Origin of the sequence: Denitrobacterium detoxificans (assembly GCF_015062615.1) — a bacterium.
GTDB lineage: Bacteria > Actinomycetota > Coriobacteriia > Coriobacteriales > Eggerthellaceae > Denitrobacterium > Denitrobacterium detoxificans_A.
In genome coordinates this window covers 142,490-165,361 of sequence record NZ_SUUH01000004.1, presented here as the reverse complement: position 1 = coordinate 165,361, position 22,872 = coordinate 142,490, and the positions used below count along the sequence as shown (strand labels likewise).

General features: G+C 60.3%; 18 protein-coding genes. 10 read left to right on the top strand and 8 right to left on the bottom strand.

What is annotated here, in order from left to right; translation table 11 throughout:
• The first annotated feature begins 174 nt into the window (after positions 1 to 174).
• From E7002_RS06785 to E7002_RS06745, 9 genes are all read left to right on the top strand, one after another.
• On the top strand, positions 175 to 1,827 hold the full coding sequence (locus E7002_RS06785) for an FAD-dependent oxidoreductase (RefSeq protein ID WP_303728106.1): 1,653 nt from the start codon (positions 175 to 177) through the stop codon (positions 1,825 to 1,827).
• Positions 1,828 to 1,994: 167 nt separating this feature from the next.
• Positions 1,995 to 3,560, top strand: coding sequence for a helix-turn-helix transcriptional regulator (locus tag E7002_RS06780; protein ID WP_303728105.1), 1,566 nt, complete (start codon positions 1,995 to 1,997; stop codon positions 3,558 to 3,560).
• 185 nt (positions 3,561 to 3,745) lie between these two features.
• On the top strand, positions 3,746 to 4,411 hold the full coding sequence (locus E7002_RS06775) for a hypothetical protein (RefSeq protein ID WP_303728104.1): 666 nt from the start codon (positions 3,746 to 3,748) through the stop codon (positions 4,409 to 4,411).
• 61 nt (positions 4,412 to 4,472) lie between these two features.
• A complete protein-coding gene (locus tag E7002_RS06770; RefSeq protein ID WP_066664545.1) occupies positions 4,473 to 7,397 on the top strand; it encodes a molybdopterin-dependent oxidoreductase in 2,925 nt (974 codons plus the stop codon).
• Positions 7,397 to 7,981, top strand: a complete 585-nt coding sequence (locus E7002_RS06765) for a 4Fe-4S dicluster domain-containing protein (protein WP_303728103.1) — start codon at positions 7,397 to 7,399, stop codon at positions 7,979 to 7,981. The genes E7002_RS06770 and E7002_RS06765 overlap by 1 nt, the downstream gene beginning before the upstream one ends.
• Positions 7,982 to 8,800, top strand: coding sequence for a DmsC/YnfH family molybdoenzyme membrane anchor subunit (locus tag E7002_RS06760; RefSeq protein WP_303728102.1), 819 nt, complete (start codon positions 7,982 to 7,984; stop codon positions 8,798 to 8,800). It begins immediately after the preceding gene.
• Between the two features lie 56 nt (positions 8,801 to 8,856).
• On the top strand, positions 8,857 to 9,639 hold the full coding sequence (locus E7002_RS06755; protein WP_303728101.1) for a molecular chaperone: 783 nt from the start codon (positions 8,857 to 8,859) through the stop codon (positions 9,637 to 9,639).
• Positions 9,629 to 10,279 (top strand): 4Fe-4S binding protein, encoded by a 651-nt coding sequence (locus E7002_RS06750; protein WP_303728100.1) that lies wholly within the window; start codon positions 9,629 to 9,631, stop codon positions 10,277 to 10,279. Before E7002_RS06755 ends, E7002_RS06750 begins: the two co-directional genes overlap by 11 nt.
• A gap of 5 nt (positions 10,280 to 10,284) precedes the next feature.
• Positions 10,285 to 11,238: a 4Fe-4S binding protein gene (locus E7002_RS06745; protein ID WP_303728099.1), complete on the top strand. Its 954-nt coding sequence runs from the start codon at positions 10,285 to 10,287 to the stop codon at positions 11,236 to 11,238.
• A gap of 256 nt (positions 11,239 to 11,494) precedes the next feature.
• On the opposite strand, the gene E7002_RS06740 is transcribed toward E7002_RS06745, so the two are convergent.
• The 6 genes from E7002_RS06740 to E7002_RS06715 form a co-directional block, all read right to left on the bottom strand.
• On the bottom strand, positions 11,495 to 12,145 hold the full coding sequence (locus E7002_RS06740; protein ID WP_303728098.1) for a M15 family metallopeptidase: 651 nt from the start codon (positions 12,143 to 12,145) through the stop codon (positions 11,495 to 11,497).
• A 285-nt stretch (positions 12,146 to 12,430) separates the two neighbouring features.
• The gene (locus E7002_RS06735; protein ID WP_303728097.1) at positions 12,431 to 13,282 is read right to left on the bottom strand and encodes a DmsC/YnfH family molybdoenzyme membrane anchor subunit; all 852 of its coding nucleotides are present in this window, start codon (positions 13,280 to 13,282) and stop codon (positions 12,431 to 12,433) included.
• A 62-nt stretch (positions 13,283 to 13,344) separates the two neighbouring features.
• Positions 13,345 to 14,010 carry a Tat proofreading chaperone DmsD gene (gene dmsD, locus E7002_RS06730; RefSeq protein ID WP_303728096.1) on the bottom strand — a complete coding sequence of 222 codons (666 nt, stop codon included), beginning with the start codon at positions 14,008 to 14,010 and terminating at the stop codon, positions 13,345 to 13,347.
• 107 nt (positions 14,011 to 14,117) lie between these two features.
• The gene (locus tag E7002_RS06725; protein ID WP_303728095.1) at positions 14,118 to 14,981 is read right to left on the bottom strand and encodes a DmsC/YnfH family molybdoenzyme membrane anchor subunit; all 864 of its coding nucleotides are present in this window, start codon (positions 14,979 to 14,981) and stop codon (positions 14,118 to 14,120) included.
• A gap of 1 nt (position 14,982) precedes the next feature.
• Positions 14,983 to 15,603, bottom strand: coding sequence for a DMSO/selenate family reductase complex B subunit (locus E7002_RS06720; RefSeq protein ID WP_066664566.1), 621 nt, complete (start codon positions 15,601 to 15,603; stop codon positions 14,983 to 14,985).
• 10 nt (positions 15,604 to 15,613) lie between these two features.
• Positions 15,614 to 18,007, bottom strand: coding sequence for a DMSO/selenate family reductase complex A subunit (locus tag E7002_RS06715; RefSeq protein WP_303728094.1), 2,394 nt, complete (start codon positions 18,005 to 18,007; stop codon positions 15,614 to 15,616).
• Positions 18,008 to 18,199: 192 nt separating this feature from the next.
• Here E7002_RS06715 and E7002_RS06710 point away from each other — a divergent pair, with 192 nt between their 5' ends.
• The gene (locus tag E7002_RS06710; RefSeq protein WP_303728093.1) at positions 18,200 to 19,729 is read left to right on the top strand and encodes a helix-turn-helix transcriptional regulator; all 1,530 of its coding nucleotides are present in this window, start codon (positions 18,200 to 18,202) and stop codon (positions 19,727 to 19,729) included.
• A 157-nt stretch (positions 19,730 to 19,886) separates the two neighbouring features.
• Here the strand turns inward: E7002_RS06710 and E7002_RS06705 are convergent, their stop codons facing one another.
• Together E7002_RS06705 and E7002_RS06700 are read right to left on the bottom strand one after the other, a co-directional pair.
• Positions 19,887 to 20,711: a transposase gene (locus E7002_RS06705; protein WP_303728091.1), complete on the bottom strand. Its 825-nt coding sequence runs from the start codon at positions 20,709 to 20,711 to the stop codon at positions 19,887 to 19,889.
• A 237-nt stretch (positions 20,712 to 20,948) separates the two neighbouring features.
• Complete coding sequence (locus E7002_RS06700) at positions 20,949 to 22,697, bottom strand: FAD-dependent oxidoreductase (protein ID WP_303728089.1); 1,749 nt, start codon at positions 22,695 to 22,697, stop codon at positions 20,949 to 20,951.
• Between the last annotated feature and the right edge of the window lie 175 nt (positions 22,698 to 22,872).

Here is a 22,872-nt window from a genome sequence, read left to right as displayed (position 1 = left end):
GGATACCCCTTGCCTTTGCACCCTCATACCATCGTCCTCACCCGCTTCCCCCAGCGGATGGAGGCATTCAGCGTGACGCCTTGCGGCAATGCAGCAGCCATTATAGCCAACGCGCACGCTGGCCTCGTTTCATGCAAGGAAGCGCAACAAGGAAGCATAAACAAGGGAGGATTCATGACTGCAAACCATGCCGTATCGCGCCGCGGATTCGTAGGCGCCGCCGCAACCGCCGCTGCCGCGCTGGCGCTGACCGCCACCGGCTGCGCACCCGCCAAGAGCGAAAAGGAAACCGCAAAGAACGCATCCGCCGCAGGCAGCACTTCGGGCGAAACCCTGCTGCCAAACCTGGAAAACCTCGAGTTCCACAAGCCCAACCCGGCGCCCGTTGCCTTCGTGGAAGAGTCCATCTCCGATGCCGACATCGTGGAAACCGTCGACTGTGATGTCGTAGTATGCGGCGCCGGCATGGCGGGTGCCACCGCTGCCGCTTCGTGCTCGCAAAACGGCCTTTCCACGGTGCTGCTGGAAAAGGGCAGCACGTTTGCCGCGCGCGGCAGCGAAATCGGCGCCATCGGCGACCGCGCCCACGAAGCTGCGGGCGTAGAAATCGACAAGCAGAAATTTCTGAACGACGCCATGGCCAGCGCCGACTATCGCGCCGACCGCAACGTGTGGCTGCAGTTCATCAACCGTTCCGGCGAAGCCATGAACTGGGCCATGGACACATCCGAAGCCACCGAGGGCAGCAAGTGCGGCGCATTCACCGTGGTGGGCGCCAACACCGAAAGCGACGGCGTGACCACATGGGCAAGCGGCGTACGCGTGGCTGGCGGCACGTCCGCGCTCGTTGAAATGATGATCGAAAACGCCAAGAGCCATGGCGCCGACGTGCGCTACAACACGCCCGCCTGTCAAATCATGCGCGACGGCGACGGTGCTGTGACCGGCGTGATTGCAAAGGGCGATTCGGGCTACATTAAGTTCAACGCCACGAAGGGCGTGGTGCTGGCAACCGGCAGCTACGACCAGAACTGGGACATCCTCTCCCAGGTGGCCCGTCCGCGCGACCTTGCCGTGAACGCCTGGATCAACCCCACGCTCACCGAAGCCGGCGATGGCCACCTCATGGGCCAGGCCGTGGGCGCTGCCGTGGACGACTACCCGCACGTGCTCATGAACGACCCCGCGGGTTCCACCGTAGGCAAGCGCGCCAACGGCGCCATCTTCGCCTTCCCCCGCGTGAACGCCGAGGGCAAGCGCTTCGTAAACGAGAGCCTCTCGTTCGAGTTCCTCACGAACGCCATCATGTACCAGCCCGGCGCCCGCGACTACCTGCTTATGTCAGGCGACCTGGAAGCTGCGTTCGACGCCATGAAGGGCGTTATCCCCTGGAAGGGCAGCGACCTGGTGGAGCAGTGCAAGGACGTGCTCATCGAAGCCAACAGCATCGAAGAGCTGGCCGGCAAGATCGGCGTGGACAAAGACGCCCTGCAGGCCACCGTTGATCGCTACAACGAGTTCTGCGCCAAGGGCGTGGACGAAGACTTCGGCAAGAACCCCACCACCCTACTGCCCATGGACAAGGCGCCGTTCTACGCGCTGGAGGAAAGCGGTTCGTGCCTGGTTACGGTAAGCGGCCTGAAGATCAACGCGAAGTCGCAGGTGCTCGACACGAAGGGCCAGGCCATCGAGGGTCTGTACGCCCTGGGCAACACGAGCGGCTCGATGTTCTTCGGCACCTACCCGCATCACATCAGCGCCATCAGCCATGGCCGCTGCGTATGCTTCGGCTACCTGGTTGGCCGCACGCTCGCTGGCCTAGAATAGCAACTAGCTAATACACGTTCGGAAAGCCCGCTTCGGCGGGCTTTCTCTTTTGCACCGGGTGACAGAAGAACCGTCCCCCTGTCACCCTTCGTTGACAATGGCGCTACGCACCCCGACAATGAAAGGAGCTCAAGGGGAGGATCGTCTTACGGGGAGAGCGAGACGATATGGACGAGAGGGAGCGCAATACCGTCGCACGCTTTGGCAAGCTGTGGCCTTCGTTGCCGTTTCTGGCAACGGGTCTTTCGCTTGCCTGGAACGACATCGCCTTCAGCGGCGCTGGCTGGCTTTCCGCCACCGAATCGAACGGCGCCAACATCACCCTGCTCTACCTCTATTTCAACGGCACGTTTGCCCTGGCCTGCCTAGCCGTGGCCCTTCTTCCCCGTCGGTTTCGACTTCCGCTCATTCGTCCGCGCGTAGTGCGAATCGCAGGCATGACCGCCGCCTTCGGGGCCCTGCTCATCATTCTGGCGGGACCCTTCTATCTTGATGCGGCGCCACCCTTCAACATAGGCTGCGCGCTCATGGGTATAAGCTCCATGGTCATCATGCTGCGCTGCGCTTCGGCATACAGTCAGCTTGCCCCACGCCAGCTGCTGCTCTATCTAGCACTTGCCCAGATAGCAGAGGTATTCGTCTACCAGCTGAACATGTGCGCGCCCCCGGGGCTGGCCGTGGAAGGCGGCCCCTCGCTTGCCAGCATCGTCATTTGCATAGGGCTACCCCTGCTCACGGCGTTTTTCGCCACCATTCCCAGCCCCGCGGCACCCTTCACCATGCAGAAGAACCCCCAAATGCCCGAGGCAAACGGCACGATCACGCGCGGATTCGTAGCCATTCTGGCCGTATTCTTCCTGCTCGCGTTCGTGTCTTCCATGATCAGCATCAATGCCATCAGCCAGAGCAATCCCGCCGACACACTGATTTCCACCAACATCACCACCCTACTACGCATCCCGGTGGCGCTGGCATTCATCTACATCGCCATCAGCCCGCGGCTGGCCTCGCTCGACGTGGTGAAGGTTATCTGGGTATTCATGCTGCTTCTGGCCATGTCGTTCGTAGGCCTGGCGCTACTGAGCGCCGCTGGTGGCATCTGGCAGCAGCTGAACAACATCTGCTACACCGTGGCCGGCCTAGTGAACTGGTGCATTCTCTCGCTCGTGGTCTACCAGCGACATACCTCGGTCGTGCGAACCTTCGGCCTGGGCCAGGGCCTGTTCCTAGCCGGATGCGTAACCGGCTGCTACTGGGGCGTGAACGTTCTGCCTAACCTGCTGCAGATTGTCTCCCCCGCCGAATTCTTCGGCGCAACTGCCGTAGTGGTTCTGCTGGTCGCCGTGCTCATGATGATTTTCATCGACAGCAACGCACTGTTCGCCCCAGCATCCCAGGAAGAGGAAACGCTCGAGGAAATGATGCAGCAGCGCATCATCATGCCGCAAATCTGCACCGATAACGAATCGGAAAGCCCCGCCGAACGACGCCCGTTCCGCACCGCCATGGAAGAAATGGCAACAGCCCATCAGCTTACCCAGCGCGAAACCGAAATTTTCGTCATGCTCGCGCGCGGCCTAACGGTAAACGCCATCGCCGAGCAGCTCTGCCTTTCGCGCAACACCGTGCGCACGCACGCCCATGCGGTCTACTCCAAACTTGGCGTACATTCCCGCGAAGAGCTCATGAAAGACGCACGCCTGCGCTACAACGCCGAAAAGTCGTTCGTTTAGCCACGTCAAACATCTCATCCAGTTTGAACTAGAAGCCTTGGGACGAGCTTTCAGGGCTCTCATCCGTCAATTTCATCCGTTCCACATCTTCCTCGCCTCTTCCTTCCTGGCCATGCTTAGCCCCAAGGAGATGGGAGCATACCGCGGCGCATAGGGCGCGCGGCAAGGAGGAGAGGAGCTTTCTCATGGAAGAGAGAGTGCAGGCGGAGCTATGCGAACTCACCGACGAGGAAAAGCTCGACGAGCTTGAGTTCGCCGTAACGCGTCAGTCGCTTCACCGCGAAATCTGCTACAAGGCGCTGGCATTCTGCCAAACACGTCATATGCTGCGCGAGGTCGAGACATACATCATGAGCCTGCCGCAATACGCCCAGGCCGTTCAGTCGCCCTATCACCTCACGGCGCTGCTGGCAAAGCATTACGGGCTCGAGCGCATTCTGCTGGATGAGGAAGGCAACGTGGTGACCCCGGCCGACCTGGAGGGTCTTTCCGAAGACGAGGCGGACGACCTGGTAGCCGACGAAGCCTACGAAACCACCGAGGTGGGCAGGCGCTTCGTGGCGTTGCACGACCCCCTTTCCCGCATGCGCGAACTGCTGGAAGAAGAGCCCCTGCGCGCGGCAACCTACCGCGAGCTGCTGGCCTACTGCTCAAGCCAAAAACGCACCTATAACGATCTATCAAACCTGCTAGAAGGGCGCGACGTGCTCTTCATCACCCAAGACGGTTCTAGGCAGCGAATCCAGCCCAGCGTGCTCGTCGACCGGCTCAACCGCGTCGGCGCGCTCGTCTGGCAGGCCGGATGGGAAACAACGGACGAGGGACGGAGGTTTCTAGCAGAGGTGCAGTAGACAAGGGACCCCGCAGACAGGGGAGGAGAAAGCAAGTGAGAGAAAGGGAAGGTAGGAGAATATGGCGTTGAAAACGAACATGTCGCGCCGAGCATTCACGAAGATGTCAATGCTCGCAGGCGCGGCGGCATCGCTGGGCATTTCGATGAGCGGCTCGCTCGTCGAAGCGGACACCGCCGAAGCTGCCACCACGACGGAAACCAAGAAGGTCCGCACGTCGTGCCATGGCTGCATTCAGATGTGTCCGGCAATCGCCTACATCGAAAACGGCGTGGTCGTGCGTCTGGAAGGCGACCCCGAAGCGCCGGTGAGCCGCGGCTCATTGTGCATCAAGGGCCTCAACCAGCTGCATACCATGTACAGCCCGCGCCGCGTGCTGCATCCGCTGAAGCGAGCGGGCGAACGCGGCGAAAACAAGTGGGAAGTCATTTCCTGGGACGAAGCCATCGAGCTAGCAGCCACGAAGATCAAGGAAGCCATCGACGAATACGGCAACTACTCCTTCTTCTCTTCAGTAGGAGGTGGCGGATCCTATTCGTTCATGGAAGCCATGACGCTCCCCATGGCCATGGGCTCGCCTACAGTATTCGAGCCAGGCTGCGCACAGTGCTACCTGCCCCGATGGAGCATGTCGAAGCTGTTCTACGGCGGCGACGACCAGTCCATCGCCGACAACGCGGTGCAGGAGATCTTCCGCCCCGAAGAGGACAACAAGGCAGAGGTCGTGGTTATCTGGGCCGCTCAGCCTTCAGTTTCGGAGACGGCCGAATCGGGCCGCGGCATGGCCGAAATTCGCAGCATGGGCGTAAAGACCATCGTAGTCGACCCGAACTTCTCGCCCGATGCCGCGAAAGCCGATGTATGGCTGCCGGTACGCCCCGCCACCGATACGGGCGTCATCCTTTCGTGGTTCCGCTACATCTTCGAGAACAAGCTCTACAACGAGCAGTTCACGAAGTACTGGACGAACATGCCGTTCCTCATCGACCCCGACACGAAGCTGCCGGTTATCGCGAGCGAGCTATTCCCCGACTACGTTTCGCCCACACCCGACAACACGCCGGCATATGTGTGCTACGACCTGAAGACGAACAGCGTGCAGCCCTTCGCCTACAGCAAGCCCGAAGACTCCACCGTAGACCCCGAAATCTTCTGGACGGGCACGTACAACGGTAAGACGTACAAGACCGCAGGCCAAATCTACAAGGAAGAGGCCGAACCCTGGACGCTGGAACACTGCGAGGAAGTCTGCTGGGTTCCCGCCGACAAGAACGAGCAGGCCATCCGCCTGTACACGCACGCCGATGACGGCAACCGCGCTCCCTGCAAGGGCGGCGACGGCGTGGCCGGCATCTGCAACGGCGTGGCAGCCGACATGACCGAATCGGCTTCGCAAGTTCCCATCGGCCTTATGGGCCTGGATTCCATCATGGGCTACATCAACAAGCCCGGCGTTTCCATGACCCAGAAGGGCGGCGGCTACTTCACTTCCACGCCTACGGGCGAAAAGGTCATCGAGCGCCCCGTTACCTACAACAACGGATTCGGCGGCATGTTCTCCGACATGTACGGCGTTGGCGCAGTCATCGGCATGTCAGAAGCCGAAAACAAGGAACGCATCGAAAAGCTGGGTGCCGCAATGCCCGACTCGCAGCGCATCCTGAACAAACTGCTGCAGGACCGCCTGGGCATGAAAGATCACAAGGGCCTGTACGCTTGGTGCCACAGCCACATCCCCACGGTGCGCCAGGCCATCGCCACCGGCGAGCCGTACAAGCCGCGCGTGTGGTTCGACATGTCGGGTAACAAGCTGGCCATGCTGGGCAACGCGAAGAGTTGGTACGAGGTCTTCCCCGAAGTGGACTTCATCATCGGCCAGTACCCGATGCTCACGTCGTTCCACGTGGAAGCCGCCGACCTGGTGTTCCCGCTGCGCGAATGGCTAGAAGAGCCCATGGTGAACATGACCCAGCTGAACACCCAGTGGCTGCAGAACGAATGCACCCACATCGGCGAGACGGTGAGCCATTCCATTCCCGCTGGCCAGGTAGTGAACCGCGTACGCGAGATGTACGGCGGACACATTCCCAATGGCCTGGAACTGGGCGGCGGCATGGCGACCGCGTATTTGGGCAGCGCCACAGAACAGGAAGTGAAGGAGAGCACAGCCGAAACGCTGATGGCCCCCAGTTGGGATGCCCTGCAGGCAGACATCGACAAGTACGTCCCCTGCGTTACGCCGAAAGACCAATACTTCCAGTACTACCAGCATGAAATGACGGCAACCGACGGCCTGCCCGCCGGGTTTGGCACCGAATCGCGCAAGGTGGAAACCTACACGCAGATCGTGCTGAAGATGGCCCGCAACGGCTACCCGTTCTGCTACCCCAACCCGCAGGAAGCCTGCGATGACTACAGCCCCATCTGCACGTTCATCGAACCCTGCGAAAGCCCCTACAGCGATGCACAGCAGCAGATCGGCGACCGCGACGAGTATCCGTTCATCCTCACTTCGGGCCGCGTTCCCTACTTCCATCACGGCACCATGCGTCATGCGCCGTTCTCGCGCGAACTGTACCCCGCACCCGACGTGCGCATCAATACGCGCGATGCCGAAAAGCTGGGCATTAAGCACATGGACTGGGTGAAGGTGACCAGCCGTCGCGGTGAGATCCACGGACGCGCCTACCTTACCGAAGGCGTAGCGCCCGGCGTGGTCTGGATGGAGCGCTTCTGGAATCCGGAATGCTTCGACGATTCCGTCCCCGAAGCCAAGCGCACCGCCGGCTGGCGCGAATGCAACGTGAACGTGCTCACGAAGAACACCGCCCCCTTCAACGAAGTGTACGGCTCGTATACCAACCGCGGCTTCACGGTGAAGATCGAGAAGAGCACCAAGCCCGACATCATCTGGATCGAGCCCAAGGAGTTCGAGCCGTTCATGCCCACCCTGCACAACGAGCCCAGGACGGAGGATGTATTCTAATGAGGAATTGTCTTGTCTTAGACCTCGACCGCTGCAGCGGCTGCGATTCCTGCATCGCAGCATGCAAGTTCGAGAACGGAATCGGCCTCGGCAACTACTGGAACCGCGTCGTGGCTGTTGGCCCCACGGGAACGCATCCCGACATCGAAATGTACTGGCTGCCCGTGCAGTGCCAGCAGTGCGAAAACCCACAGTGCGTGAAGGTCTGCCCCACCGGCGCTAGCTATCGCGACCCCGACACAGGCATCGTGCTCATCGACAAGTCGAAGTGCATCGGCTGCCGTTACTGCATGATGGCCTGCCCCTATGGTGTACGCAGCTATAACGAAACAGAGCGCGTGGTGGAAAAGTGCACCCTATGCAGCCACCGCACGGCCGAGGGCCTCGAGCCCGCATGCGTGCACAACTGCTGCACGGGCGCGCGCATCTACGGTGACCTGGACGACCCCTCAAGCGACGCGGCAAAGGCCGTGGCGGCGGCGGGTGCCGCCAACTGCTACCACCTGCCTGACCCGAAGGATTCCGGACCCAGCTCGGTATACATTCTCAGTTCGAAAACGGCTAGCTGGAAGGAGCTGATCTAGATGGAAATCCAATGGCCTCTGCTCTTGTTCAGCCTCATCGCGGGCTGTGGGGGCGCCACATTCGCCTTCGTGGGCATTTCCGAGCTTCTGGGCGCCGCTGAAAAAGCGCGCTTCAAGGCTACCATCGCGGCTATCGCCCTCATGATCGTTGGTGGCCTGTGCTCCGTTGCCCACCTGGGTCAGCCCTCGAACATCATGGCAGCCGCGCAGAACCTGTTCTCGTTCTCGGGCATTTCGATGGAAATCATCGCACTCGGCCTGGCCGTTATCGTGGCGCTTATCTACCTGATCGCCATCCGCGGCGGCAACTTCGGCGGCGCTTCCAAAGCGCTGGGAGTATGCGGCATCGTGGTCGGCCTGCTGCTGGGCTTCGTTACCGGCAACGGCTACGTGATGCAAGCCCAGCCAGCATGGAACACCATCGCACTCCCGCTGGCCTATCTGGGCACCGACCTGCCCATGGGCGCGTTCACGTTCCTGGCTATCGCCTCTCTTTCCGGCGTGGACGGTGAGGAGCTGAAGAAGTTCGACACGGAGGCTATCGTGTGCGCCGTAGCGGCGCCGGTGCTGTGCCTGATATACGGATTCATGGTGCAATTCGCCCTCGACCCCGTGCTGTTCTGGGGCGGAACCATCGTTATCGGTGCGCTCACCTGCCTGTTCGCGTGGAAACGCGGCACGAACGCCAACATGGTGTACGGCGGGCTCGCATGCGCCATCGCATGCGGTGTCTGCCTCCGCGCGGTGATGTGGCTTGCCGGAAGCGGGTTCTTCGACCTGTTCGCAACCGCAGCCACGCGTAGCGTGCTGGGCATTTAGCAACCTGGGGTGGGGCGGGCTGCCTGCCCCACCCCTTCGAGAAGGAGGAACCGTCGATGATCCTCGAAGAGGAAATGGACGCAACACGCGAGCGCGAGCAGGTCAGGCAAGACGAGCTGGCCATGATTGCGGCGCTTGACACGCGCGCCGAATTCTACGAACTGCTGGCGAGTCTCTACTTCGCGCCACTCAAGCAGGAGCAGATCGACAACCTTGCCCAAGCGGACCTTTCCGGTTGGGCTGAGCTGAACGAGCTCTTCGCCGAGGGCGCCAATGACATCGCCCGCTACCTGCGTAAACGCAACACGGGAACGCGCCAGGAACTTGCCGTCGACTTTACGGGCGCTTTCGCTGGCACCTCCACGTACAAGGGCAAGACCGCCGTGCCCTACAAGTCGGTATTCACGAGCGCCACGGGGCTGCTCATGCAGGAAGGCTATCGCGACGTCGTCCACGCCATGCGCGCGGAATCGGTCACGAAGCGCGCCGGGCTGGACTGGCCCGATGACCATCTATCGTTCCTGTTCGAATTCATGGCGCTGGAAAGCCGCCGCACGCGCGATGCGTTGCTGGATGGCCGTCTGGAACTGGCGCTGCATTACCTGAACGCCTCGGGCGATTTCCTGGACGCTCAGATTGCCTCATGGTTCGGCATGTTCCGCGACCAGGCACTGCTCCTGCTTCACACCCGCTTCTACCGCGGCGTGCTAAAAATCACCCAGGGGTTCATAGAGCTCGACGAGCAGTCGCTGTTCGAAATGATCGATGTGGTGGAAAGCGCCGCTCCGAGCGACTTCGAGAGTCTGCACGAGGGCCAGGAGCCCCGCGATGAGCAGTGAGGACGCCACTCCTAACGCAGAACCCGACGACCGTAGCCCGGGCCTGAGCAGGCGCGCCTTCATGGTGGGCGCGGCCGGCGCCGCGGCTATGATTGCCGTGGGTGGCGGGGTGAAGGCGTTCGCCGGGGAAAACGAGTTCGTATTTCCGCCCGGCGGGCAAACGAGCCAGCTTGTAGGCTCGTGCATCCGCTGCGACCGCTGCCGTTCCGCTTGCCCGCAGAACGCCATCAGCTTGGGGCATCTGGAAAACGGCCTACTGAGCGTCCGCCTACCCATCATGAAATACAGCCTGGGCTGGTGCGATTTTTGCGACGGCGAAGATGGCTTCCGCTGCGTAAAGTCATGCCCCACCGGAGCGCTTGTTCCAGGATTCGATCCGCACGCCGACAAGATGGGCATTGCGGTATTCGACTACGACGAGTGCCTGCTCTTCCGCTCGGGTTCCCGCTCGTGCTCGAAGGAATGCCGGGACGCCTGCGCCTACGATGCCATCAAAGACACGCCCGATGGCGGCCTGGAAATAATCGCCGACCTATGCAACGGCTGCGGGGCCTGCGAATACGAATGCCCCTCGGCTAAGTACACCGCCTACGACGGATCAAACCGCCGCGGCGTGAACGTAGAAGTATGGAAGGGGTGAGCAACATGGCCAACGAAACTACAGCCAAGGAAAAGCCCCGTGCTGAGCAACGCGGAAAGTCGGCGCGCTTACGCGCCACGGTAGCCATTCTGGCGTTCGTGGCCATGGGCGTGGGCCTGGCCATCCACAGCGGCACCGGAACCATTTCGTCGTTTGGCTGGGATTATATCGCCACCGTCTGCCCGCTGGGCGCACTCGAGTCCATCTTCGGCTCGTGGGCGTTCGTGCCGCGCCTGGCGATTGCGCTTATCGCCATGCTCGCCGTGATATGGGTCGCAGGCAAGGGCTTCTGCGGCTGGATCTGCCCCATCCCCTACGTGGGCAAACTGTTCCGCACCAAGAAGGGCGCGGCAAACGAAGCGAGCGAGCGCCATGCGGCGGCGAAGCTTTCCTACGAACGCTGGAAGAACAACGATGCTCCGCAGCGTAAGAAGCTCAACCTCGATTCGCGCCATGGCGTGCTCCTGGGAGCCCTGGCCTCTACGGCTATCTTCGGCTTCCCCGTGTTCTGCCTGGTATGCCCCGTGGGCCTGAGCGTCGCAACGTTCGTACTGTTCTGGCGCATGGTGCAGTACAACGAAGTCACGTTCTGCCTGCTGCTCTTCCCCGCCATCATTATTTTGGAGGTGGTGGTGCTGGGCAAATGGTGTGGCAGATTCTGCCCGCTGGGCGCACTGTTTTCGCTCATCGGCTCTACGAACCGCACGTTCAGGCCCACGGTGGACCACGATGCGTGCCTGCGCGACACGAAGGGCGAGGCATGCAAGGCCTGCGCTTCTGCCTGCCCGGAGCACATCGACCCCTTCTCCGATATGGGCGAACGACCGATGACCGAATGCGTCAAATGCCGCAGCTGCGCCGACGCTTGCCCTGCGAGCGCCATCACGCTGCCGTTCCTGCCCGCCAAACGCGCGAGCAGCGAAAACCCGGCACCTCCCACGCCGGAGATGCCATCCTAACGCGAACTTGCCGGGGCGCCCGTTATCCCTCCCTCCGCGAGCGCCCAGCCTTTTCGCCTAGCAGATGACAGAGGGTGACAGAGGGACGGTTCTGTTGTCACCCCATAGTGCGCTTGCCACAAGCATTTCCTTGGAAAATTAACGCCCCAGATAGCGTGCGGAAACGGGGAAGTCGAAGTACGTTTCGAGAGGGTGACAGAGGGACGGTTCTGTTGTCACCCCATAGTGCGCTTGCCACAAGCATTTCCTTGGAAAATTAACGCCCCAGATAGCGTGCGGAAACGGGGAAGTCGAAGTACGTTTCGGGATACGGCTCGTCTTCCAGCGTGAAGTGCCACCATTCGCAATCGATGGGCGCGAATCCGTTACGCACCATGGCGTTGCGCAGGACCATGCGATTGTCGAACTGCTCGTCGGTTATGCCATGATAGCTGGGGTGGGATATTTCGCCAAAGAAGTCGAAGGGACTGCCCATGTCGAGCTCCTTGCCCGTTGCCATGTCCAGCAACGTAAGATCGACCGTGCTGCCCCGGCTATGGGCCGACTGCTTGGCAATATACCCCAGCTTGAACAGGTCTGTCTTTTCCAGGTCGGGGTAGAAAAACGGCTTCATGCGCAAGTCCAGGTCTTCGATGCCCCACAACACGAAATGCTTCACCGCGCGGGCGGGACGATACGCGTCGAACACCTTCAGACGCAAACCACGCGCCGCCATTTCAGCCACCACACCCTTCAACGCGCGGGCGGCGTCGCGCGTCAGCAGCGCACAAGGCTCTTCGTAGCCATCGATGCGATCGCCCACGAAATTGTACGTCGAGTGATAGCGGATTTCCTGGATGATACCCGGTACGAAATCGGCAAGAACAACGAAACGAGAGGCATCCATGGTGGGGCTGGGCTGTTTCATAAGGCTCCTGACTCGAGCGCTTTTGTTATCCCCATTGTACCAGCGGAGACGCAATGGGAACGCAACCCTTTACCATCAGAATGGCCCACTCGCGAATTCGACTTGCAAACCCGCACAAAACGCGGACCGGACGGCTAGGAGGGAATGCCGTCCGGTCCATAGGAGAGATACGGGTGACAGGGGGACGGTTCTGCTGTCACCTGCGCCACCCCGCACTGGACCACCAGTGGCCAACCTTGAGCCGTTGGGTGACAGAAGAACCGTCCCTCTGTCACCCGACCCACCCTAGAGCGACATGCCCACCGTGAGATGCGAGAGGTAGAAAGCGAAACGCATGACGAACAGACCGCCGAACGCCAGCGCGCAGGCGCCAAACACGCGCCATGAAAGCGTGCGCGCGGACGCCCCGACGCCGCAATGCGTGAAAACCTGGGCCCCGACAATAGCGAAAGCGGCAGTCAACAGTGCACCCGTTACGGCAAGCATAGCGCCATATCGGGGAACGAGCTCGGCAGCCTGATATAGCTCGTTGCCTACATAGGGAAGATTGCCCCATACGAATGCATACACAGCCATAAGCCCCACCGCGCAGGAGAAAGAAACACCCACGAGTACGCGGCAGAGCACATTTTCCTTACGGCAAAATTCCGCATGCAGAAAGCAACCAAGAGCCAGCAACGGTCCAACAACGAAGCCGCCCAGGATGATGCTCGCGGGCGTAGTGGGCGTATTCCACGTTTCTATGGTGCTCACGTTGTAGGCGAAACCGCACGCGCTCATGAACAAGACACCCGCTGCCGCCGTTACCAAGGCAAGCGCCTTGCGCAAGACAGGGTGCTTGCGTTCGGCGAACGTGATCATCCAGGAAAGCGCTGCCGCAACCAGGAACACGGCCGCTGAGGCCACCTCGTTCGAAAGGGGGCTCGCCCCCACGCGCGACACCACGTAAAGAGCATTCGAGGGATTCCCCAGATGCGTGGCGGAAGCCACAAGCCCCACCATGCACAGCACAAGGGGAACGCCAAGCGTCTTTCCCAGGCGATACGCACGCTGATACTCCAGCCCGCCAAAGGCCAATGCCAAAACCATGATGACGAACGCGATGGCGGAAGCAGGGGCCAGTGCCGTGAAAAACACAAGGCTCACTTCTCCCGAGGCGTTCGAGAAAGCTATGTCTGCACCGCTCTGGAACATCTTGGCTACCGGTAAAAGCGCGGGATGACAGGATGCAAGCCCAGTTCGCTCTGCATTGCATCCAACGTAACAGCCGTAAGACGCGCAAGCGCACGATAGGCGGGATGCTTCGCCGCCTCTTCCATGACGTCCAAGAAATGCCCCGACCAGGTAAGCAGGTGCAGCTCCAGATACTCGGCCGTAAGCTCGGGCTTGTTCTGGGCAATCCATGCGGCAAGCTGCAACATGAGTCCAATATGGTCCTCAGGCTCCTTGTTGTGGCGGGCCTCGCTATCGATACCGTGTTCGCCCATCCAATCGCGCAAATCTAGGCACGTGCGCCCGAAAATCACGCACTCACGGTCAGTGTAGACCGACCCCCACGGCGGCGCGGCCTTACGGGCGGGGCCTACGAACAGATTGCGAAAATCATCGGAAAGCGCCCGGCGCACGTCTCCGGCAGGCCAGGCGGCAAGCGCCTCGCACAGCGCCTGCAGAGGTTCGCCCGCCAACGCACCGGCGAAAGGCCACTGGCTGGCAGCGGCTTCGGGGTCGAGCCGCACCAGCGCGTCAAAGAGGGCGTCGGCATTCCCCAGGGCCGGGTCTTCGCAAAAAAGCGTACCCAGCGAGCTTCCCACGAACACGATACCCTCAAGCTGCTCGGGGGCAAGCAAGCGAGTCTCTTCGGTCATGGCACATCCTTTCAAGAAATTCACGCGCACTATGGTAGCGCATCGCAAAACGAAGAAGCAGGGTGCTCAGGCCCACAGCCCGAGCACCCTGCTTTCACGGGAAACGGTTATAGCGTGAAGCCCACGGAAAGCTGCACGGCGTAGAAGGCCACGCGAGCGGCAAAAATGCCCACGAGGCTCAGCGAGCACGCTGCGACAGCAGCTCCCATGCCCGCCTTACGAAGCGCCACTAAAGCCGCGACTACGGCACCCAGCGCCACGCACGCCAGACCGCATACGGCGTAGGGAAGCGCCGCTGAAACCAGGCTGGCACCCTGCACAAGGGAATTCGAAAGCCCGCCAGCAATGCCCAACTGCACGCCCAGACCCACGATGGCCAACACGGCACCCGCCAGAGCCATAACCGACAGAGGCATACGCAGCTCCTGCATGCGATCGACGTTCAGGGCATGCGCAGCGCCCAGCACGACCACGCCCAGAGCCGCACCGCCGGACAGAAGATACCCCACCATAGCAACGGGCGAAACGATCAGATTCCACGAAGGGATGGTGGGAATCATGTAGGCCAGGCCCATGAACGCGGCAAAAGCCACGGCGAGCAGGGCAAGCACAGTCGTGAACGCCGTGCGAGCACCCCGCGCAAGCTTGCCGGCAAGGGCAAGAGCCACGTACACGATAGCCGCAAGGAAAAACACGACGCCCACAGCCACCTCATTGGTGAGCGGAGAAGCACCCAGCCCCAAGATAGCGAATGGCGCATGCAATGGATTAGCCAAATGCGCGGTCGCGCACAGGAACGCCACCAGTACCACGCCCAGGGGAACAAGCGTCATCTTATCGATATGCGCCAGCTCCTCATCGGAAAACTCTGCCACGCGAAAGGAAATCGCCAGCGCGGCGAAGGCGCCAGCGCCCAGCGGAGCCAATGTGGTGAACAGCGTAAGGGGAAGTTCGGAAAACAGCGATTCCACGTTAGATCACCTCAAGTTCGTTGACGATAGAGCCCAAGCCCGATTCAGCCGGGCAGGCATGCTTGCTGGGCTTGATGAACAGGTTAGGCTGCGTGTGCTCCACCTTCGGAAGCGGCGCTATGTTGCCGCGCTCGCCTAGGGCTTCCATTTCGTCTACGGGACCGAACTGCAGAGCGCGCATGGGGCATGCCTCCACGCAGATAGGCTGCTGGCCGGCACTTACGCGACTGGCACAGCCATCGCACTTCACGCTGTGACCCTTCGAGCGGTCCACCTTCGGCGCATTGTAAGGGCAAGCCATATGGCAGTATCCGCAACCGATGCATTTATCGGTATCCACGGAAACGAGCCCAGTATCGCCGTCCTTGTGCATAGCTCCCGTCGGACACACCTTGGTACATGCCGGGTCGTCGCAGTGATTGCACGCCACGGAAACGTAGTAGGTGAACACGTCGGGAATGGCAAAGCCGTTCTCGTCGGTACTCCAGCTGCCGCCACCGTACTCGCAGATGCGGCGGTACGCGTAATCAGCAGGCAGGTCGTTATAGTCTTTGCAGGCAAGTTCACAGGTCTTGCAGCCCGTGCAACGCTTGCCGTCGAAAAAGAATGCGTATTGCGTCATGGCTACCTCCCTACGCCTTCGCGATTTCAACGAGGATGGTGTGCGACGGATTTGCCTTTGCAAGCGGGCTAGGATGTCCGCTCACGAGCGTATTAATGCACCCGCCTTCGTCGGTGCCGTCGGCCCCGCCCTTATACCAGGCGCCTTGACCAGCGGCCACCACGCCGGGCATCACGCGCGGAGTAACGCGTGCTTCCATATGGGTCGTACCCTGCGCGTTGGTGATCTTCACACGGTCGCCCGTCTGAATGCCGCGAGACTCCGCATCGGCGGGGTTGATCCACACCTGCTGACGGTTTGCCTGCTGCAGCACGTCGATAGGTGCATAGCACGAATGCGTACGACCCTTGAAGTGATAGCCGGTCATCTGTAGCGGCGTGGCTTCGCTAGCATTCAGATAACCGCCGTTTTCGGGGGCGTACACGGGAAGCGGGTCGATGATATCGGCCTCGTCGAGCTCCCACGTACCGGCAATTTCGGCAAGCTCTTCGGAATAGATCTCAATCTTACCCGAAGGGGTCTTCAGAGGATTGGCGATGGGATCTTCGCGGAAGTCCTTGAAGGCCACGGAATGGCCATCGGGATCGGCCTTCTTCACGATATGGCTCTTCCACGCCTCGGCAAACGGAGGCAGCGGACTGCCGTCCTCGATCATCGAGTTGTAGATGATCTCAAGCCATTCCATTTCGTCGTGGCCTTCGGTGAAGGCTTCCTTACAACCCATCTTCTCAGCGATGTCGGTGAGCACGGAATACAGCGTACGTCGCTCGAACTTCGGCTCGGTGGCGGCTTCGCCCAGAATGACATAGCCCATGTTGCCAGCGTAGTCGTTGGAGTTGTACGTGGGCTGTTCCTGCGGCATAGCGTCGGGCAGCAGGATGTCGGCGTACTTGGCGCTGTCGGTCATGAAGGTTTCCCACACCACGATGAACTCGCACTTGGTGTCGTCCTTCAGAATCTCGTGCGCCCGGTCGATTTCGCCATGCTGGTTGGTAAGGCAATTGCCAGCGTAGTTCCACATGAACTTGATAGGCACATCCAGCCTGTCCTTGCCCTTCACGCCGTCGGCCAAGGCAGTGAGCTCAGTGGGATGGTCGATGGCGTTCAGCCAATTGAACGTGCTGATGGACGTTTCCACCGGGTTGTCTTCCATGGGAACGCTGGCCCAGGCCAGGTAGTAGCCATCGTGGTCGCTGCCCGTGTTCCCGCCGTTGATACCCACATTGCCCGTAAGAATAGGCAGCATGCAGATAGCGCGAGCGGTCTGCTCGCCGTTGCTACGACGCTGAGGACCCTTACCCTGGTAGATGGCGCAGGGCTTGGCCGTGCCGATTTCGCGTGCCAGGCGCTCGATGGTTTCCTGCGGAATGCGCGTGATTTGGCTGGCCCAAGCAGGAGTCTTCGCCGTTTTGTCGGCACCGTTGCCCAAGATGTAATCCTTGTACGAGGCGTTCTTGCCCTTCGCGCTTTCGGGCATAGTGCTTTCGTCGTAGCCGATGCAATACGTTGCCAGGAATTCCTCGTCCACCAGATCCTCGGTGATAAGCACGTAGGCCAGGGCATCCACCAGAGCGGCGTCGGTGCCGGGGCGGATGGGAATCCACTCATCAGCGCGCGTGGCGGCGGAATCGCTGTAACGTGGGTCGATGACGATCACCTTCGCATGGCCTCGCTCCAGCGCCTCCATGAGGTGATAGCCTGCGCCGCCACCCGACATGCGGTTTTCGGCGGCGTTTTCCCCAAAGAGCACCACGAGCTCTGCGTTCACGATGTCGGAATTGGAATTCGCGGCGCGCTTGCCGTACAGGTACGGCAGCGCCTTGGCAATCTGCGCGGAGCTATACGTGCCGTAGCGATTCAGGTAGCCGCCGTTCAGCACGCACAGGCGCGGAATGAAATCGGCAATATTGCACGCCTGCACGCCCGTGCCATAGGGAATGAAGATAGACTCGGGGCCATACTCGCTCAAGATGCGCTTGTATTCGCTTGCGATGGTGTCGATGGCCTCGTCCCAGCTGATGCGCTCGAACTGACCGCTGCCGCGTTCTCCCACGCGCTTCATGGGATACTGCAGACGGTCGGGACTATTCAACCAACGACGAATGGAACGGCCGCGCTGACATGCGCGAATCTGATGATTGCCGAATTCGTCGTTGCCCGTGTTATCGGTTTCCACCCAGTAGACTTCATTGTCTTTCACGTGCAGGCGAAGGGCGCAGCGGCCTTCGCAGTTCGTGGAGCATGCCGACCAGCAAACGGTGTCCTGGTCGTTTTCCGCCGCGCGTGCTTCGGTCACGCCAAACGGATTCTGGTTGGCGAGAACGCTTCCCCCCGCCGCGGCAAGCGCCGCAAGCGCGCTCGTGGATTTCACGAACGAGCGACGGCTCATGCATGTCTCTGTCATCGGTCCTCCTTCTACGTCTTCGATTCCAAAAGACGCTCGAAGAATAATGCGATGAACATGTGCCTCTGTCACATATAGTATGTGAATCTGCTGCTCAGCGCCCCGTATGTGACATTCACCCACTCGGCTGCGTTGATTTTTCGCAACGTGCAGGATAGGCTACAGAACGTCGGCTGCACAGGAGGGAGGACTATGCGCGATGTCATTGTGGGGCTCGTTCGCCCCACGCTACCCGCAATGGGATACGCGCTTTTCCTGGCGGTGAACGCAGCGGGCGTATGGGGTGGCGTATTCCCGTTCCTGCCGCTTGACTTCCAAACCTACGACTTGCTGCTGTGGTTCTATCTGGCGCAGGCGGGCACGCTCTTCGTCACGTTCTTCGCGGGTGCGCGCCTTTCCTTCACCGGGAACGGTTTTCTGGAGAAGGCTCCGGTGCTAAAAGCAGCGCTCCCTTACTTCCTGGGATGGTGCGGACTTATCGCAGCCATCTACGTGCACGACCACACGGTGGAGCTCACCGTAGCTGGCGGTGCCCTGCTGGGCCTGGGAAGCGGCGCGTTCTACCTGCAGTGGCAGCGCTACTTCGCTGCCACTGCCGAAGAAGTGGGCGAACGCAACATGCTCACCGGCGGCATGTACGCCGCGGCTATCTACTTCGCGCTCTACCTTATCCCACGGGCGATTACGGCACTGCTCATCCCTACTGTTTTCCTACCGCTGTTCAGCATGGCCCTTACGCTGGCGAATCGCACGATCGATCCGAATCAGCCCATGTTCCAGGACGGCCCACGACAGAACCAACGCGTGTACCGCCGCGCGTTCGCAAGCATGTGGCGCAGCGCCCTATGCCTGGGAGGCTTCGCGCTATGCACGGGACTAATCCGTGCCACAGCCATAGAGTCGCCCACCATAGGATCACTCGTGAACATCCTCTCAATGGCTGGTCTATTCGTGGCCGGTCTAGCCGTATTGGCCCTATGGCAGCTGAAGGGCCTGCGCCTGAATATCGTAAAGCTCTACCAATTCACCTACCCCGTAGTCGCCACGGCGTTCCTAGTGCTACCCGCCACGCGCCTGGGATACGTGCGCTGGCTGGCGGCAGCCGTGTACGCGCTATACAGCATCGGCCTATTGCTCATGATGCTACAATGCGCACAGACCTCGCGCGCTCGCGGCGTAGAGCCCATGTTCGCCTACGGAATGTTCGGCGGCATCGTATACGGCATGCATGATATGGGATTTATCATGGGCAGCATCGGTCACCAGATAACCAATCAACTCGTCACGCAAAACACGCTCGTCTCTCTTGCATCCGTCTACCTGCTAGGCATTCTGTTCTTCGCGGTCACCGTGAACTTCCGCGGCACGGCTCCACGCCTGCTGCAAGGCGATTCCATCGAACTGGTAAGCGCTCACCCAAGCGCCGTTCCCCCACGACCCAAATCGGTGGAACGCGTGGCCGAAGGCGAACGTTTTCACCACGACCGTGTTGCCAAACAGGTCTATCTGCTGCAAACCGAATTCCGCTTAAGCGATCGTGAGGCCGAAGTGGTCGATTTGGTGGTGCGCGGCAACACGGTGGCTCGTATCGCCGAGCTTCTCACCGTTTCCGAAAACACCGTACGCACCCACATGAAGCGCATCTACACCAAGCTTTCCGTGCACCGCAAACAAGAGCTTATCGAACTCGTGGAACGATACGATCCCTCACCCACAGCATAACCGCATGACAGAGGGACGGTTCTTCTGTCACCCCACTCTCGTCTGCCGCGGATGCTGACAAAGGACGTCTCTTCCGTCAACCCCTCATCCAGTGGCGCTTGCCGATAACGGCCTGGCATGGGGTGACAACAGGACCGTCCCTCTGTCACCCTCTCTGTCACCCTGCGCGCCGACGTTCCAGCGCATACGCAGTGCTGATTGGCTTCCGTCCAATTCCCGTCAATCGCTCAGCTTGACGGATGGACACGCCCGCTTCGCGCAAACGCCGAAGCCGCTCATCTCGCAAGATTCTATCCGTCACGCCAAACGCATCCTGCAAATTGGGACCGAATAGCCCTTTCGCCACGGCGAGCGCCTCCGCATCAGAGAGCCGCCTGCGCGCCATCCCAACGTCGAGGCATGGCGTGCCGTCTTCCACGCTGCTGAAGTCGGCGAACCGCTTTGGCCCGCCAACCATATCCAGCACGAGCGACGTATCGCACACGCCAGGTAAACCAAAGTACTCTTGGTAGCTGCTCCAAGGATATGCGTCATGAGCACATACCCCAGCCTTCTCGGGGTTGTTATGGATATAGCGCACGACGGTTAGAAGATACTCGTCATCCTCCACCGGCTCACTCGCAAACCGACCCTGGAAGACATGCCCCACGTGCCCTGTTTTAAGATTGAAATGCATGGCGTAGCTCACGCCCAGACGCTTCATCGATACGCCGATTGGCTCATTGCCTTCCCGCACCAGAAGGTGAAAATGATTCGCCATGAGGCACCAGGCATAAACGACCAGGCCACTTTCGCCCAACTTAGCGAGCTTATCGAGCAGTGCCCTCCGGTCACTGTCGTCCTCGAAAATGAGTTGGCGACCAATTCCACGCATGACCACGTGGTATACGCCCGAGATGGATTTGACTCTAGGTGTCCGCGGCATCGGATCCCCCGTCTTCCCTTTTTGCGGAAGCATAGCAGCGGAAACGAAGATGCACAAGAACTATTACCAAAGGTGACAGGGGGACGGTTCTTCTGTCACCTTTCTGCTGTCCTTCTGTCGCCTTGTGTCGCTCCAAGCTGGGTCGTTGGCGACCAATTTCTAAGCCGTTGGGTGACAGAAGAACCGTCCCCCTGTCACCCGCACAAAACGCGGACCGGGCGGCTAGGAGGGAATGCCGTCCGGTCCATAGGAGAGATACGGGGCGTAAGCGCGCCCCGTTCGCATTAAGTGCACCTAGTCAAATTCGCCGGCAGCCAAGTCGCGGCCCAGCAGATAGCCGAACGTCAGGCAATTGATGCCATAGCTATTGCCGGGAATGGCGAAGTTGTAATTGTTCGCATACATGTCACCCACCATGCAGCCCACGTTGAACAGACCAGGAATGGGAGTGTCGTTCTCATCGCACACTTCCATCTTGGGGCTCGTGCGCAAACCACCCATAACGCTCATGAAGATGGGCGCGTTGGTGGCAGCGTAGAACGGGCCAGCCTCGTCGATCTTCACCAGGAAGTCGGGGTTCTTGTGGAAGTCCTCGTCAACGCCCTTGTCGCACAACTCGTTGTAGCGCTTCACGACTGCCTTCAGCTTAGTGGCGTCGAGGTCGAGTTGCTTGGCCAAGTCGTCGAGCGTGTCAGCCTTCACGTACGATCCGTCCTGCGCGCCCTTGTCCCACATGGCAATCATCTGCTCGGCGGTAAGCGCAGGCAGGTCGAAGTCCATGCCGAAGGTGTACCACTTGTGGCCCTTGTCGATAATGGCCTGGGGGTAATTCGCAGTCCAAATGCCATAGGCAACATGATTGGGCTGTTGGAGAAGGTGGTTGGAGCTGTACGGCGAGGAAATATCCTCACGCTGGTAGCGTTCGGTGTTCGCATTCACGTTCAGACCCATATGGAAGCTGCACGGCTCATGGCCGCCACCCCATGCACCCTGCATAACGGGAGCGTTCGGGTACACATGCTGCCACGCCGCGCCGATCCACAGACCCATCTTCTGGCCGTCGCCGCCATAGATGCCGGTAAGGTTGAAGCTGGTGTTGTAATCGATCTTACCCTGCTCGAAGCCAACCAGGGGCAGAACCTGCGGACAGTACGCGGCGAGCATCTCCTTGTTGTTGGAGAAGTCGCCCGTAGCCAATACGACGGCCTTCTTGGCTACAAACTTCACGTAGCTGCCGTCGCTCATCTTGCTCGCAATTACGCCGGTCACGCGGCCGGTGTTGTTATCCTCGCGAATGAGCTGCTCGGCTTTCGTATCGTAGATGATCTGCACGCCCAGACTCAGCGCTTTCTTCTCGAGCGCTTCCACCGCGCCCTGCTGGCCCGTGGACACCATTTGCGAGTCACCTTCCGTGGAAAACGCGTGCGCGTAATACGGGCCGCCGTCGAACGAATTGTCGCGCTCCAAGATGACCTGCAAGCCACTTTCATTGGCAATGTCGATCATCCAATTCATGGCCTCTTCGGACTTTTCGTATCCGCGCATCCATTTACGCTGGTCGATCGTATAGGAAGCGGCGCGCATCTCGTGGTAGTAGAAATTAACGGGGTCGAACGGCTCGATGCCATGGGCCTCCATCACCCTGGAATTGCGGGCATAATTCGAACCGCCGCGCGAGATGGGCTGGCTGGAAGCAGAAAACAGCATTACATGAGCTCCCTTTTCCGCAGCGCTCGTTGCGCAGGTCAATCCAGACATGCCGGAGCCAACCACGATGATGTCGTCCTCAATGACATCGGTGATCTTGTCATCGGAAATGGGCTCGGGCGGCACCATGAACGACCACTTCGGCATCTTATTGGCAAGCGAGATAACCGCTTCATCACTCGCAACCGTGGAGCCGGCAGCTTGCGCAGTGCCTTTCGATGAGCCCTTTGCGGAACCGCATCCCGCAAGACCCGCAGCGGCGCCAGCCGTGCCAATCGTTCCCAATGCGCCGAGCTTCAAGAACGAACGACGCGAAAAGTCTTTCTGATCTCCCATGGGTTTTCCTCTCTCATCCCTGGGGGCGCTCCGCACCCCATCCCTCTTGCCCGTCCCTCAACAGGCACTTCGAGTGTACGTTCGGAAAACGACGGCGCGCGCAGTAAAGAGTTGCTTTCTTGCAACGGAATAGCTCGCGCAGCGGAAGCCAAAAGTGGTATAAGAGACTTCGCAG